The organism is Enterocloster clostridioformis (assembly GCF_020297485.1).
Lineage (GTDB): Bacteria > Bacillota > Clostridia > Lachnospirales > Lachnospiraceae > Enterocloster > Enterocloster clostridioformis.
In genome coordinates this window covers 5217797-5233270 of record NZ_JAIWZC010000001.1, presented here as the reverse complement: position 1 = coordinate 5233270, position 15474 = coordinate 5217797, and the positions used below count along the sequence as shown (strand labels likewise).

Below are 15474 nucleotides of genomic sequence, written 5' to 3'. Positions count from 1 at the left end.
CTGCTCTGGTGCGCGTCTGGGACGCACTCTGGTACGGTACCGTATGAAGTGTTTACATTTTTCACTTCCCATGTTATAGTTCTATTATAATTGCAAACTCTTTCAAAGAAAATTGAGTTATTTGGTAAAAACATTGCAAATCTTGGAAGATTGAAATTGAAAATCGAAAGGCTTTGTGCGGATGTGCTAAATTAGCCAGATGCATTTTATGCAATGCGCCGAAGAATAGTTGAGATAAGATATTGAATTGAGAGGCAGGAGACTTATGGTTACATCATCCAACCGCGAAAAAATGCTGAAGCATTATATGCGCAGCAGTGATTTTGAGCTGGACCACCACCGGGACGTCACCTATCCCGCGGTAGAACCCCATTATCATGAATTTTATGAACTGCTGTACTTTATAAGCGGCCACGTGGATTACATTATAGGAGATGAGATTTACCATCTGCAAAACGATGACCTGCTAATCATACCGCCCAATATCATGCATAATCCCATCTTTGCAGATTTCCGCGTACCATACGAGCGGTACGTCCTGTGGATATCGCTGCCGGCCCTGCGGCAGCTGGCTTCCATCGATGAGGACCTGAACTACTTTCTTATCGCAAAGGGGATGAAAAACTATCTTCTCAGACGCCACACCACTGCCTGGGGCAACTTCCGCACCATCTTCACCTCATTAGAAGAGGCCCTTGGAGAACAGAAGCCTCTGAGACATGCACAGGTCAAGGCATTCATCCTGCACCTGCTGGTAGAATATAACCTGGCCCTCATGGAAGATTCCGGCACGGCCCAAAGCGGGGTAAAAGATAACCCGCTGACAGATATCCTGCACTATATACAGAACCATCTCACGGAGGATTTGTCCATGGACACCATTTCAGATGCCTTCATCATGGATAAATACAACCTGTCCCATATGTTTAAGGATAAAATGGGAATCTCTTACTACCAATATGTGATTCAGCAGCGGCTTTTGACTGGCAAGAATCTGATTCTGGAGGGCATGCCTGCCAATAAGGCTTGTTTCGCCTGCGGGTTTAATGACTACTCCAGCTTTTTCAGGGCGTTTAAGAAGGAGTATGAGGTGTCGCCGGCGGCGTTTAGGAGGATTCATGAGGGGATGATTGGGTGAAGTGGGGGCCCTGTTGTTCGTATATTTACCGCCGGAAACGCGTACAGATACAAGTGTTCATCCTGTGTACCAGGCAAAAGGTATCAATGCTGCCCGGGCAGAAGCAATAGCAGCTATACGCCACAGTGCACTTGATGTTTTTGTATATTCTGGTAAAATAATAAGGGAGGGGAGCAGTCGGCCGATATATAAAAACAAAATGTGAGGTATGTCAATGTCAGAAACCAATGATGAAATAGAGATCTGCATCCCGGACCTGCTGCATTCCATCTGGGAGCTTCGCTGGATTGTATTATTCCTTATTATGCTGGGAGGTATAGCCGGCGCTATTCTGTCCTGGGACAGCAGCCCCTCTTACGAAGCAAGAGCTTCGATGATAGTAAATGCCAGAAATATTAATGACCTTTATCAAAATGGGTCGGATATTCCCAGAAATGAAGATATCCAAACAGCGAAAAATCTTGTAAAAACAGTGCAGCTTTTAGCAACAAGCAATCGTGTTCTGGAGTTGGTATTGGATACGGATGAATACAGCAGTATTCCTCTGGAGGAAATAAAACAGGACATTTCTGTAACAGCTGAAGATGACACTGCATTTAGATGGAGAAAAACGCAATGAGCCCCGCATAGGTGAAAATCTAAGACAGCAAGTGGAACAGATGTATAATGGTATTTACACCATACAGGGGTTCTCTCAAAAAAAATATCTTTCAGGTTGATAATCAGATTTTTCCAGCCATTCAATCCATGAAAGATACATATAACTATATTCTGATTGATACGCCTCCAATAGGTACTCTGTCTGATGTGCAGCTGATGCGCGGGCTAATGGACAGTGTTGTTTTAGTTGTTCGTCCTGGTTGGGTATTACGCAGCGCCGTGGAGGAATCTCTGGCATTCCTGAAGAAATCCGGAATCCCGTTAACTGGCGGTATTGTAAATGGCAAAATACCGTTGATTGGAAATACCTTAAAACGCAATATTCAAGCGAGAAAGTCTTAAATCCCTGACGGTCAGCCCCTGGCCTGAACCTCGGAGATTTTATTTCCCCGTAGGCAAAGGAGCGGAAAATATCCTATCAATACCCACCCGCTTGCAGCAGCCCAGCCTGCCACAACAAACGCACATATTCAGGCATAAAACTGTCTGCATTTTAACATTATAAATGAATACATACGAAAAATAAGAGCCCCTATTAGCGTTCCTAACGTATTAGTTACAATATCATCAATCTGGAAATGACCTCATTCTGTAATCAACTGTATCATTTCAATGATACAGCTCAGACAGAATCCCAGAAAGGAGCATACAAACGGATTCCTCAACTGTTTCCATTTTAGTGGAATAAAGATTCCAAAAGGGATAAAAAGAAGTACATTCTCAATCACATATGCATTTGCTCTGGGTCCTCCTAATGCCTCAAAGAATTTAAGACTTATTCCCGTACGCGACCCTGGTTCACGCTCAAATATGGTTATGATAAAAAGCATTATAAAGTAGCTAGTATAACTCGATTTAAATAAGTTTACAATTTAAGCATTGGTAGTAATCTGATTTCTTGGCTTACGTGTCCGTGCTTTGGGCGCACGTTTCCCTTGGTTTTCAGGATAATAATGTAAACTTATTAAAATCGAGTTATACTAGTGAATAGGGTGATGCATATAGGCTTTTTGTGACGGCGTAAACATATGATGGTTATCAGATATAACAGAATACCCAATAAAAAAGCTAAGGGAAGGTATTGTATTTCTTTAAGTATATCCTGCAAGATGTATTGAATGGTTTTGGAAAATGGCGAATTCAAGTGGTCGGCTCCTTTTAGGCATGGTCTGGGGAATTTTGGAAGATATGTTCCTTTGCCTTTATATAAATATATTTTATCACATTATTACAGAAGTGTATTCTTTATATCGGTGAAATTTTGGACTTGTAACTGTCAAGTAATCGTCGGCAATTTTTTTCATATCAGATTTGCCCATGCTTTTTTAGCTCCTTACGTCAACCGGGAGCGGTCATTCCAAACGCAAACTCGCTCCCGCTCCGGGGACGCGTCTGGTATACCGCTTCCCTACGGTCAAGATTTTTATGTGCGTGAAGAATCCTTATCTCAACTAAAAGAAGGAAAGTATAAAATACAGTTTTGGATTAATAACGAAAAGGTGCAAAAAGACTTTTTTACGATTACATACAAATAGCTGAAAAACCTTTCAAGAGACAGGGGCAGGAAAACGCAAATTGTTTTTCTTTCCCTGTCTCTTGATATGCGATTGTTTATAATGTTTTATTTTTTAATTTCGTTTTTCAGCATACGCTTGATTTTATCACTCATGGTTTCGGTGCTGGCCTTGCTGAAATGGACACGCACCTTATAAGTGGTCTTGCCGATTTTCTTCACCAGCGTGGGGGCGTCCTCCGGCGCTCTGGCCGATGTGGTGGCTGCGGTCTGCATGGCACGGGTGTCTTCGCTCATGGCGCTCCTTTCTCCGGGCGGGGCGGGGCCGCCCGCTCAATCATTCTTACGGTTCACAAGGTCTTTGGCCGCAGCTTTGGCGGCATCGGCGTTTTCCTCCCGGAAGTTCTTCCCGGCAAAGAGGATGGGGCGCACCGTTCCAATATGCGGTCATAGATACGGGCATGGGCCAGAGCGGGCGGTTTTTTCAACTCGGACAGTTTCAGGTTGGTGGTGATTATCATGGGCCTGCGGCTGTGGTAGCGGCTGTCAATGACGAAAAACATCTGCTCCATCGCGTAGTCGGTGCTGCGCTCCACGCCTAAATCGTCAATGATAAGCAGGTCATATTCGTCCAGACTGGCGATAAAAGCGGCCCTGTCCTCGGAGAACATCCCCGTCAGTCGGTTCAGGATAGTGGGAAAGTTCGTCATCAGCACCGGCACATCTCGGTCAAGCAGGGCATTGGCAATACATCCGGCGAAAAAAGACTTGCCGGTTCCCACATCCCCGAACAGCAGCGGGCCGGTGTTGTTCCCGTATGCCTCCTTCCAGTTCTCCACATAGGCGCGGGCCTTATCCATCAGCGGGTTTTGTCCGTTATCATTGGCAAATGTGTAGTCACACAAATAGCGGTCTTGTAGGCCCTGCGCCTTCCGCCGCTTGATACGCTCCATGCGGCGCTGCCGTTCCTCGGCCTCCCTCTGGCACTGGCAGATACAGCGTGGCATGAAATAGCCGGGTTTCCCGAAATTTGGCACAATGGTCTGGCGCTGGCCCTTGCACTTCTTACAGTGGATAAGGCCGTCTGCCGGGTCTATGTATTCATTCCCGGCCAGCTCCGCGCCGGCGGCGGCCTTATCAATCAGCGCCCGGATTTCTGCGGTAATCTCAATCATACGGTTTCGTCCTCCTTTACGCTGTAATCCCGCTCGCGTGTGGGCGTGGCCGTTTTTTCGCATCCTCGCTGGCCCATCGCCGGATGGGAGAAGTTTCTGGCGCTGTAAACGCATACGCTCTTTCTTTTTCCGTTCCCCCCTCGGTAGAGGACTGACCGATCAGCAGTTGAATATCGGCCATGTAGTAGTACTACAGCGAACTTTTTAAAAGTTTGGTTTTTCTGTGTGATAGATAGGCATTATGGTTCCTGCGTATATGGTAACTTACTATTTTTTTCATATCAGTTACTGTATATACAATTATCCCATGCATGAGTTTGATTACCATCTGCATTGTCAACGGGATTGCTTTTTTTTAAAGATTTCCCGTATCTGGGTGGCAAACAGATGGGTTATCATTACAAACAGCATATGGCGGTTCCAGCCTTGGTAGCTGCGGCACTCATAATCCCCCATCCCCAGATTGCTCTTGCATTCCTCAAAGCATTGTTCAATCGGCCACCTTAACGTTGCTGCCCTGTCCAGTTCCCCTACCGGGAGGTCCGCGGGGGCGTTACTGACGAAATATTTTATTTCATCACCTGCATATTTCCTCAGATAAAGCCATATTTCATCCCCTGGCTTCACATAATTCCGGCTTCCGTCTGCACGGCAGGAAAAACAACGCAGGAATTTCCGTTCTGCAATGATTGGGCCTTTTGTCCCTTCTGCCAGCACCACCGTTTCCCATGGCAGGGATGGATCCTCTGCAATATCACGCACGGATGTCGGGCCATTAGATAGTACCGGGTGCTTACGGGGACGGCCCCTTTTCGTTTCGGGGAAGGACTGCTGCGGATACTCCAGGAATACCTGCTCTTTTGCATTGGTTGCCGCAAAATACCATACACCTTCCGGCAGCTTCAATCCGTCCAGGAAACCGTGGTCATTTCCATAGGCTGCATCACACCCCACCCACTGGACCTGGAACCGGCCGCTCTTAATTACCTGGTTGAGCATGCGCTGGGCTATCTGGTTTTTGGTGGCAAATGTCTTTTCTTCCGGGATATGGCATTCCTCACGCAGCTTGGAATAATCCCCGCTGAACCATTCCTTTGGGATGTACAGTTCATAATCCACAAGCCCATATCCTTTGTCCCCGGCGTAGGCAAGGAACACCCCGGACTGGCAGCTTTCCGTTTTCCCCAGGCAGCCACAGTACTGCCGTTTTACCCCGGCGGAATGCTTCCCTTTTTTTACAAAGCTTGTGTCATCCACGGACAACATGCCGCAGCCTGCCCCAATCTGCCTGGACAGGAGCTCCTGGTAGGTATCCAGAAGGGGCTGCTCATCAAAAGGGGAACGGGTAAAGAACTGCTGCAAGGGTCTGACATACTTTTCACCGGAAAAGTGAAGGGCAATTGGCTCAATCGATTTGCGTTCCAACGGGCTCAAAAGCCCTTGTATAAAAGTTTGGAACAACCTTCGTTGTGGCTGCTGGGAAAAACAGGAAAAATAATTTTGAAGATAGTGTTCCAGTTCCGTTTGGAGTAAGGAATCATTATTTTCATCGGAATACCAAGCATCTAATGCAATCGGATCGAACATCGCAGGATTCATCATAGTATCAGCCCCTTTTTCTTTATTATACCAAAGAAAGGGGAAACACGCCACTCAGGGAGTTCGCTGTAGTACTAAGGAATACTCACTTTATTGTCTAGACGAAGGGCTAGTTGAGTATTCAATTGGAGATGACTCGATAAGCGGAAACCCAGAAAAATTATATGAGACATGCATTTTAATCATGAACAAGCATCCTGAATTGGTGAGACAATATCCTGAGATGGGACGGTTAATGGCTCATAGTTTGTTAGTTTCCGGGAACAAGGTAAAAATGAATCGATCTGGTGATTACGAAAAGTATATACAATTGTCTAGAAAATGCCATAGGGACATTAAATTGATCATTAAATCAGACCCTAAAATCCCGTCCAAATTATACACATATTTAGGGGGTCAACCCATATAGCTCATAAATGTCTTTTTGAAATGGGGTAAGCTCAGTGGTGTATTTTTTTCGTGTTCCATTTATACTAACACTGCGGACAGTTTTCATTTCGCTTATTACTTTTTGAAGGTCATGATTTTTAAACCATCCAGCCGCATTCATCACCTGCTTTAACCGGGTTGTGATCAGGAGTGCTATAAACTGTATGAAAATCCTGCCTTCCATGGCTGCCGCCGAATGGATACGTAAACGCTTCATGTCAAGATCATTTTTGAGGTCATAGAAACATTTTTCAACAGCATCCTTGTCGCGATACACCTCAAGAGCTTTCGTCTTATCCTTGATGTGATTGCTTACAAGCACGAACCAGCCGATATGGTTCCTTTTATGCCTGCTGATGGCTTCCTCGTTGTAATCCACCCTGATGCCCCTTACAGGTGTTTTGTGAACCTGAAAAAACTTATCGTAATACGAGGCATGCTCCTTTACGTGTCTGCCAGCCATAAGTTCTTCATAACAGCAGTGCAGGATATGGTCAAAATTCCGTTCGTCTGTCGCCGCCTTAAAACTATCATGGTAGACGTGGATATAGAATCGTTGCCCTTTCCACGTGGAAGATTCCGTGACCGCATACAGTTCGTCCCCAAAAACTGCACAGTAATTGTGATGTGAACGGATGCTATCCCTGTAGCGTTCTACTGCCTTGCAAGCGAAACCGACCGTAAAAGGCACTCCGACCAGGAACTTCTTATGACTGGCATACATTGCGTCAAGGTTCGGTTCACTATAAAAGCCTTTATCCATGACAAAATGACAGGCCGGACTGTCCAAAACGGATATATTCGCTATGCTGTCCTCCAGGGTGTTCACATCCTTTATGCTGCCGGGAATAATCCTGTAATACAGCGGCATATGGGAAGTGACGCCGGTGAGCATAAGGAGGTTGATCTGGGGCAGTTTTTCCCCATCACGGTTGTATCCCCAACGGACAAAGTCAATCAATTCGCTGTAGGAGGATACACTGGTGATGTCCATTGCATAGACATCTTTCTGGCGGTTTACATCAATCCACCTGCTGAAAAAGTTCTGCTGCAGCGCAGGCGTGATCCTTACAAGGAGTTCACTCACCCGCCGGCTTGCAAGCAGAGAACGGCATGGTGGCGGATACATCCGCTGCCACTGTTCAATATGACATAATGCCCCGCCTTCGCTGACAAGGTAATACGCGCACGTCAATATGCGTTTCCAGTCGTCTGGAAAACCTGCGGTGAGCGGTACTGTCAGTCCTATGTCTGAAACAGCTTTATCCAAAAGGGACTGTATGCCGGTGTTTTCAACAACACAGCGGCCAGCAGGTTCTTTCGTTTCAGCCTTTTTGCGGGCAATATCGCCTTTCCTGCGGTTGGGAACCACTTCGCCTGTTGCCGGATCCAGATGCCCGATGCTCTTGCGAATATGTTTGACCTTTTTGGTTTCCTTATCATAAACAGAAACGTTGCTATATACATAGATTTTACCATTTGGATTTTTGACATAAACCAATGACGACATGGCGCGGCTCCTTCAAATATGTGTATAATATTTCTTCTTATATTATATAATTTATACACATATTTGTAAAGAGAGAATGCTTAAAAACCTAGTATTTTCAATGGATTCACAACATCAGGGAGCTGGTTGTGTATAATTTTTTCGGGAGATTAGGATAAAACAAAGCCCTCTGTGAGAAACATAGGTCAAACCTATCTTTACACAGAGGGCTAAAATTCTCTTATTTTGCCAAGCTCACAGTGCCAGCCACCCACTGCTGTACAATGTTCACACCTACTTCTAACAATTCAGCAATAGTATTATCCGAGTAACCTTTTTTCTTCATGTTGATGGCAGTCTCCTTAGCCTTCTTCATCTCGCCCTGTGCAATGCCATCTCTCTGCGCTTCACTTAGCTCATCATGCATTAATATTTTCATCGCTTCACACATCTCAGGATACCTCCTTTTCAATTCTTCATACAGCTTATAGTTTGCCGATAAACTCACCTGCAAAACCGCATCCATATTTGCGCGTTCTCCCTCCTCTGTGAGCTTTTGCGCGTCCTCGACAAAACCAAGGACATCTTCTTCCAATGGATTTCTGGAAAGTACCTTTAACCACAGATGCTTTCCGCTTTCAAGTTCCCTCGTCACCACAACCTGCGCCGGGATCAGAAGCCCTTCTACATAATATACGCCGTCAAATTCCTTTTTAACCGCAAGCCCATATCTCTCCAAGCTGCTAAACAGTTCTTCCGGATAGCCTTCCCGGAACAACGAAACCGTCAACTGGTCAATAGGAATCTGGTCAACCGTCTCTCCAAGACCCTTGTAGATACAGGCGTATCCGACCGTCTTAAAGAAATCATCTATCGTCATCCCATCACCGGGCGACTTATACTCAATCACGTTATACCGCCTGAAAATGCGCCCGATTTCATTCTGGATGCTCACTTCATCCAGCTTCTCAACCACAAGCAGGTCAATCTGCAAAGGCTTCTTGCTTAAATTATACTCACGCTGGAAATCCAGTTCCGCACGGTTTGCCGAAAGTTCAAGCTCTGCCGCAGCGCAAAACGCCGGATGCCACTGTATATTAATATCCGAAAGAGTTACATTTACACTCGCCACCGGCAACCGCCTCCCTTCCGCCGTCTTAGCTAAGTTAAATCTTTTTCCGCAACTGTGGAAATCTCCCACAGCAGATATTCTTATCCGGGAAAGTGCTGCCTCACAGCTATCCTTCTCTCCCATCTTCATCTTACCATCAAAACAAGCAGATTGCAAGGCTACCGGAGGGGAGTTCACAAAAAATTTTGAAATGAGACTGGGTCCTCTGTAAAGCAAGATATACACATATTTAGGGGGTCAACCCATATAGCTCATAAATGTCTTTTTGAAATGGGGTAAGCTCAGTGGTGTATTTTTTTCGTGTTCCATTTATACTAACACTGCGGACAGTTTTCATTTCGCTTATTACTTTTTGAAGGTCATGATTTTTAAACCATCCAGCCGCATTCATCACCTGCTTTAACCGGGTTGTGATCAGGAGTGCTATAAACTGTATGAAAATCCTGCCTTCCATGGCTGCCGCCGAATGGATACGTAAACGCTTCATGTCAAGATCATTTTTGAGGTCATAGAAACATTTTTCAACAGCATCCTTGTCGCGATACACCTCAAGAGCTTTCGTCTTATCCTTGATGTGATTGCTTACAAGCACGAACCAGCCGATATGGTTCCTTTTATGCCTGCTGATGGCTTCCTCGTTGTAATCCACCCTGATGCCCCTTACAGGTGTTTTGTGAACCTGAAAAAACTTATCGTAATACGAGGCATGCTCCTTTACGTGTCTGCCAGCCATAAGTTCTTCATAACAGCAGTGCAGGATATGGTCAAAATTCCGTTCGTCTGTCGCCGCCTTGAAACTATCATGGTAGACGTGGATATAGAATCGTTGCCCTTTCCACGTGGAAGATTCCGTGACCGCATACAGTTCGTCCCCAAAGACTGCACAGTAATTGTGATGTGAACGGATGCTATCCCTGTAGCGTTCTACTGCCTTGCAAGCGAAACCGACCGTAAAAGGCACTCCGACCAGGAACTTCTTATGACTGGCATACATTGCGTCAAGGTTCGGTTCACTATAAAAGCCTTTATCCATGATAAAATGACAGGCCGGACTGTCCAAAACGGATATATTCGCTATGCTGTCCTCCAGGGTGTTCACATCCTTTATGCTGCCGGGAATAATCCTGTAATACAGCGGCATATGGGAAGTGACGCCGGTGAGCATAAGGAGGTTGATCTGGGGCAGTTTTTCCCCATCACGGTTGTATCCCCAACGGACAAAGTCAATCAATTCGCTGTAGGAGGATACACTGGTGATGTCCATTGCATAGACATCTTTCTGGCGGTTTACATCAATCCACCTGCTGAAAAAGTTCTGCTGCAGCGCAGGCGTGATCCTTACAAGGAGTTCACTCACCCGCCGGCTTGCAAGCAGAGAACGGCATGGTGGCGGATACATCCGCTGCCACTGTTCAATATGACATAATGCCCCGCCTTCGCTGACAAGGTAATACGCGCACGTCAATATGCGTTTCCAGTCGTCTGGAAAACCTGCGGTGAGCGGTACTGTCAGTCCTATGTCTGAAACAGCTTTATCCAAAAGGGACTGTATGCCGGTGTTTTCAACAACACAGCGGCCAGCAGGTTCTTTCGTTTCAGCCTTTTTGCGGGCAATATCGCCTTTCCTGCGGTTGGGAACCACTTCGCCTGTTGCCGGATCCAGATGCCCAATGCTCTTGCGAATATGTTTGACCTTTTTGGTTTCCTTATCATAAACAGAAACGTTGCTATATACATAGATTTTACTATTTGGATTTTTGACATAAACCAATGACGACATGGCGCGGCTCCTTCAAATATGTGTATAATATTTCTTCTTATATTATATAATTTATACACATATTTGTAAAGAGAGATTGCCTAAAAACCTAGTATTTTCAATGGATTCACAACATCAGGGAGCTGGTAGTGTATAATTTTTTCGGGAGATTAGGTTTTAATAATCTATAGTCTTTGGGTTTCAGCTTTCCAATCTTTTCCTTGTACATAACGCATGGAGAATGCGATGTTAATATGTAAGTAGGTAATAATCAGTATCTGCAAATTTCCATCCACATTTGATAAGATAAGTTCAAATGATGGAGGTGATACCAATAAATACGAATGACAATGTAACCTCAAAGGCTGACCTTTGGGCAGACCGGTTCCATGCTTTCCAGGAAAGCGGTTTATCCCGCAAAGAATGGTGTCAGCAGAATGGAATCCCACAGTCTACACTGGGTTACTGGATCCGAAAGCTCCAGTCAGAAGCAGCTGAGACAGAAAGTGCTTCTGATCCGGTGTTTGCAAAGCTCCCTTCGGAACATGAACTCCATTTCAGTACAGCAGGTACAGGAAAACCTCCTGTGATGCTCTGTCTCCCGGAAAATATCCGGATTGAAGTTGCTGCGGACTGTCCAGCCAGACTGTTGACTGCCCTGCTTCAGGCCTTAAAGAACTATGCTTGATTTTTACGGAAGTACTACAGTCTATCTGGCATGTGGCTGCACGGACCTCCGGAAGAGCTACACTGGTTTAGCGGCCATCATCAAACTGAAATTCCATCTCGATCCGTACTCCCGCTGTATGTTCGCGTTCTGCAATCGCAGGCGCACATTGCTCAAGATCCTTCAGTGGGACGGGTCAGGGTTTTGGATCCTGATGAAACGGCTGGACCGCGATTCCTTCCATTGGCCTGACACACCGGATGAACTGCAGAAAGTTACGCTGAAAGAGATCCATTGGCTGTGCGATGGTTTATCCCTGAACCCCAGCGGCGCATTTGAAGAACGTCACCCGAAGATCGTCATATGAGCCCGGATCCTGTCAATTCGCAAAAAGCCGAAAATCACTTTGTTTTGGGCGGATTTTCCTCCGTCCCGGAATGCAGTTTCCTATAGGAACGGAATGCTTTTTCTGGTATACTTTCTGGTAGAGATTTCAGAAAGTTGAGGCTGTGTTATGGATCCGCTTTTTACAGAGGAACAACTGAACAAGATGAGCAGGGAGGATATCATCTCCCTGATGAAAACCATGCGGGAGCATTATCAGAAACAGGAAACAAAGATCCAGATCCTCGAAGAAAAAACAAAGGAACTGGAATTCCTGAATGCGATGCTTTCTGACCGTCTGACTCTTGCGCAGCGGAAACAGTTTGGCCCATCCAGCGAAAAATATGCGGATGGCTATACGCAGCTGAACCTTTTTAACGAGGCAGAGCAGGAAGCAGAGCCTGATGCGCCGGAGCCGGAAATGGAGGAGATCCATCCGTCTTCCTATAAAAGAAAGAAACGTTCCGGCAAAAAGGAGGAAGATCTTTCCGCCTTTGAGACAACGGAAGTAATTGAGTATAAGCTGACCGGCGCGGACCGAAACTGTCCGGACTGCAATACCAAATATAAAGTCGTGACAAAAGAGACGGTGAAGCGCCTGAAGTTTGTCCCTGCACGGTTTGAAGTGGTGGAGGAGGTCACCTATGTTTACAGCTGCCCAAAATGCGGGGCGATGAAACGTCCGGAAAAGGCGCCTTCCCTTCTCAAAGGCAGTGTGGCAACACCATCCCTGGTGGCAGGCATCATGAACGCAAAGTATGTGGGCGGCATGCCCCTTGCGCGTCAGGAACGGGAATTCGCCCGTTACGGCCTGAACCTTTCCACAAAGACCATGGCGAATTGGATCATCCAGTGTGCGGACCGGTATCTGCAGCCGCTTTATGAACTGATGAAGGAAGAATTCCTCCGGAGCCGATACGCTCATGGGGATGAAACCCGTGTTCAGGTGATCGATGAGCCGGAACAGAAAGGTTCCACCCAGAACTGGATGTGGGTCTATCTCACTGATGAATACAGCGGCTCACCCCGGATGGTCCTCTTCCAATACGAAAGAACCCGGGCGGGATATCATCCGGTGGAATTCCTTGGGGATCAGTACCAGGGATATTTCACCTGCGATGGATACCAGGCATATCACAGCCTTCCGGAAAGGATCACCGTGACAGGATGCATGGCCCATGCGAGGCGCAGATTTGATGAATCCCTGACCGTTTTGAAAAAGGACTTTACCAAAGAGCAGCTGAAGGAAACAACCGCATATCAGGCAATGGAACGGATCGGGATGTTCTATAAGATCGAAGAGATGATCCGTGACAAGTCACCGGAAGAAAGGTATGAAGAGCGTCAAAAGCAGGCAAAGCCGCTTTTAGAGGCTTTCTTCGAGTGGCTTCATACCCTGGAGGATGCTGTGGACAGATCTTCTAAGATCGGAGAGGCGGTCCTGTATACGCTGAACCAGGAAACCTATCTGAAAAGGTATCTGGAAGATGGCCATCTGAGTATTGACAATCTAGCTGCAGAGCGGGCACTGAAAAATTTTGCCATAGGGAGACGCAACTGGCTGTTTGCCAAAAGCATCCGCGGGGCACAGGCCAGTGCGAATGTGTACAGCATCACAGAAACTGCGCTTCTGAATGGACTGAAGCCATACAACTATCTCACATATGTGATGGAAAAGATGAAAGAACTCGGTGCGTTTCCGGCAAAGGAAGAAATGCTGGAGCTTCTCCCATGGTCCTCCAATCTGCCTGATGATTGCCGCAGCAAACTTAAAAAGTAAAAAACAGATCTTCCCCCGGTAAGTGCTGGGGGATTTCTTATTTTGTCAGTAACCGTCAAATAATAATACGGTCAGATATAGAATTACCCCAGCCCTTTGCGAGTTGGAGTAATTTACTATAATTCACATGCGATTTTTGATAGATTGGAGTTTTTCACTCCAAGGCGCCAGCTCTGCGAGCTGATCGTCGGTCATCTCTTTCGTTGGCCGATGCTCCAGTAGAAATTTTAGGTAACTGTAAATATTCAGGTCGTGTGCTTTTGCCATCTCAACCATTGTGTAGACCACTGCGCTGGCATTGGCACCGTCTACAGAATTACTGAACAGCCAGTTCTTCCGGCCAACCGCAAACGGTCGGATCGCATTCTCGCTGAGATTGTTGGTAAAGCTGCAGCGTCCATCTTCCAGATAGGTCTCCGCCGTATCCCGGCGGTTCTGGACATAATTCACCGCCTTGTCCATGCGGGTATTCCGCACTGGTTTCTGCTGATCCAGCCACGACCAGAAAGCCTCCAGAATGGGTTTTTCCTTCTCGAGACGCAGCTGTTTCCGCTTTTCATAATCGCCGGGATATTTTTTGTTAATGGAGTCTTCGATCGCGAACAGACGGTTGCAATACTGGACTCCCTGTACCGTCGGCTGGCTGTAATCATACTGCTTCCCTTTGGGGACGGCATCGATAAAATATCGACGTATGTGTGCCCAGCAAGCGCAGCGTTTGATATCTGGCAGACCGTTATACCCCTGATAGCCATCCGTTTCCAGATATCCATGGTATCCTTTCAGGAACTCCCTCGCATGGCTTCCGCTTCTGGTAGGAGAATATCCATACAGGATGATCGCCGGAAGACCGTCCTCCCCGCTTCGGAACAGCCACATGAAGGACTGTGTCTGAGCTCTGCGGTCTTCTTCCTTCAGTACCTGGATCCTGGTTTCGTCTGCCATTGCAAAGCTTCGCTTCAGTAGTTCCCGATGGAAGTAATCATACATCGGCTGAAAGTAATGTTGCGAGCAGTAGATGATCCAGTTGGCAAGTGTCGTCCGGCTGATCTGAGCCCCATACTGTTTCCAGTCTTTCTCCTGACGGTAGAGAGGCAACCCATTCGCGTACTTCTGATACATCGTCCATGCGACAGTGGAGGCGGATGCCGGACCTTTTCCTACCAATGCTTCCGGAACCTGAGACTTTACGATCACAGGCTTTTCCGTAGCGCCAAGCCCATCTTTACAGGACGGGCAGCCGTAACTCTGGCTGTAGTATTCGATCACCTTGCATGTAGCAGGAATGAATTCCAGTTCGCGGCGGATATACTCCTCGCCGATGAGAACCATCCGTGTGCTGCAGACCGGGCAGATCTGGTCTTCCTCCGGAAGAGGAATGACTACCTTTTCAACCGGCAGCCCTTTGAAAAGTTCCTCATGTGTTGCTTTTTTCTTACGGGTATGCTCCCGGATCACGGTTTCTTCTTCCAGCTGGGAAGGATCCTGTTCCATTTCCGCTTCATCGAACAGGTTCTGCTGTCCGGGGATGTCATCAGACCGCCTCTCACTGGAGGAACCGAAGAGCTTTTTTGTCAGATAGTCTACCTGTTCCTGAAGAGCTTTTTCATGGTTGGATTTTTCGTCAATGATAAGACGGAGAGATTTGATCAGCTCTGTCTGCTCAGAGACCATTGTTTTCAATTGTAATATGGTATCTTTCAGCTCTCGCAGCTGGATATCTTTTGCACTGGAAGCCATCGTTCTCTC

The 15474-nt window shown here is 46.6% G+C and carries 15 protein-coding genes and 1 pseudogene; 8 read left to right on the top strand and 8 right to left on the bottom strand.

The window, feature by feature from the left end; translation table 11 throughout:
• Nucleotides 1–265: 265 nt before the first annotated feature.
• Genes LA360_RS26280 through LA360_RS26265 form a run of 4 tightly spaced genes read left to right on the top strand, consistent with a single transcriptional unit; the run spans nt 266 to nt 2140 of the window.
• On the top strand, nt 266–1138 hold the full coding sequence (locus tag LA360_RS26280; RefSeq protein WP_112482405.1) for an AraC family transcriptional regulator: 873 nt from the start codon (nt 266–268) through the stop codon (nt 1136–1138).
• Nucleotides 1131–1343 carry a hypothetical protein gene (locus tag LA360_RS26275; protein ID WP_138262568.1) on the top strand — a complete coding sequence of 71 codons (213 nt, stop codon included), beginning with the start codon at nt 1131–1133 and terminating at the stop codon, nt 1341–1343. The genes LA360_RS26280 and LA360_RS26275 overlap by 8 nt, the downstream gene beginning before the upstream one ends.
• Nucleotides 1344–1352: 9 nt before the next feature.
• Nucleotides 1353–1757, top strand: a complete 405-nt coding sequence (locus LA360_RS26270) for a Wzz/FepE/Etk N-terminal domain-containing protein (protein ID WP_225537714.1) — start codon at nt 1353–1355, stop codon at nt 1755–1757.
• A 47-nt stretch (nt 1758–1804) separates the two neighbouring features.
• Nucleotides 1805–2140 carry a tyrosine-protein kinase family protein gene (locus LA360_RS26265; RefSeq protein WP_225537713.1) on the top strand — a complete coding sequence of 112 codons (336 nt, stop codon included), beginning with the start codon at nt 1805–1807 and terminating at the stop codon, nt 2138–2140.
• Between the two features lie 242 nt (nt 2141–2382).
• On the opposite strand, the gene LA360_RS31650 is transcribed toward LA360_RS26265, so the two are convergent.
• Nucleotides 2383–2628 (bottom strand): VanZ family protein, encoded by a 246-nt coding sequence (locus LA360_RS31650; RefSeq protein ID WP_225537712.1) that lies wholly within the window; start codon nt 2626–2628, stop codon nt 2383–2385.
• Between the two features lie 294 nt (nt 2629–2922).
• On the opposite strand from LA360_RS31650, the gene LA360_RS26255 reads away from it, so the two are divergent.
• On the top strand, nt 2923–3333 hold the full coding sequence (locus LA360_RS26255) for a hypothetical protein (protein ID WP_146774956.1): 411 nt from the start codon (nt 2923–2925) through the stop codon (nt 3331–3333).
• Between the two features lie 86 nt (nt 3334–3419).
• Here the strand turns inward: LA360_RS26255 and LA360_RS26250 are convergent, their stop codons facing one another.
• From LA360_RS26250 to LA360_RS26225, 6 genes and pseudogenes are all read right to left on the bottom strand, one after another.
• The gene (locus LA360_RS26250) at nt 3420–3608 is read right to left on the bottom strand and encodes a transposon-encoded TnpW family protein (protein ID WP_112482403.1); all 189 of its coding nucleotides are present in this window, start codon (nt 3606–3608) and stop codon (nt 3420–3422) included.
• Nucleotides 3609–3644: 36 nt separating this feature from the next.
• Nucleotides 3645–4486, bottom strand: a pseudogene (locus tag LA360_RS26245) (ATP-binding protein).
• Nucleotides 4487–4822: 336 nt separating this feature from the next.
• Nucleotides 4823–6073, bottom strand: coding sequence for an IS701 family transposase (locus LA360_RS26240; RefSeq protein WP_225537803.1), 1251 nt, complete (start codon nt 6071–6073; stop codon nt 4823–4825).
• 400 nt (nt 6074–6473) lie between these two features.
• Nucleotides 6474–8024: an IS1634 family transposase gene (locus LA360_RS26235; protein WP_112482399.1), complete on the bottom strand. Its 1551-nt coding sequence runs from the start codon at nt 8022–8024 to the stop codon at nt 6474–6476.
• A gap of 220 nt (nt 8025–8244) precedes the next feature.
• Nucleotides 8245–9135: a hypothetical protein gene (locus tag LA360_RS26230; protein ID WP_225537711.1), complete on the bottom strand. Its 891-nt coding sequence runs from the start codon at nt 9133–9135 to the stop codon at nt 8245–8247.
• A gap of 229 nt (nt 9136–9364) precedes the next feature.
• Complete coding sequence (locus LA360_RS26225; protein ID WP_112482397.1) at nt 9365–10915, bottom strand: IS1634 family transposase; 1551 nt, start codon at nt 10913–10915, stop codon at nt 9365–9367.
• A 295-nt stretch (nt 10916–11210) separates the two neighbouring features.
• Between LA360_RS26225 and tnpA the strand changes: the two genes are divergently transcribed.
• The 3 genes from tnpA to tnpC (LA360_RS26210) all read left to right on the top strand — a co-directional run bounded on the left by tnpA (nt 11211) and on the right by tnpC (LA360_RS26210) (nt 13725).
• Nucleotides 11211–11582, top strand: a complete 372-nt coding sequence (gene tnpA / locus LA360_RS26220) for an IS66 family insertion sequence element accessory protein TnpA (RefSeq protein ID WP_057573074.1) — start codon at nt 11211–11213, stop codon at nt 11580–11582.
• Entirely contained in the window at nt 11575–11928 is a 354-nt protein-coding gene (tnpB, locus tag LA360_RS26215) for an IS66 family insertion sequence element accessory protein TnpB (protein ID WP_089776306.1), read from the top strand. The genes tnpA and tnpB overlap by 8 nt, the downstream gene beginning before the upstream one ends.
• Before the next feature lie 147 nt (nt 11929–12075).
• Entirely contained in the window at nt 12076–13725 is a 1650-nt protein-coding gene (gene tnpC, locus LA360_RS26210) for an IS66 family transposase (protein ID WP_112482395.1), read from the top strand.
• Nucleotides 13726–13848: 123 nt separating this feature from the next.
• On the opposite strand, the gene tnpC (LA360_RS26205) is transcribed toward tnpC (LA360_RS26210), so the two are convergent.
• Nucleotides 13849–15465, bottom strand: coding sequence for an IS66 family transposase (tnpC, locus tag LA360_RS26205; RefSeq protein ID WP_112482393.1), 1617 nt, complete (start codon nt 15463–15465; stop codon nt 13849–13851).
• Between the last annotated feature and the right edge of the window lie 9 nt (nt 15466–15474).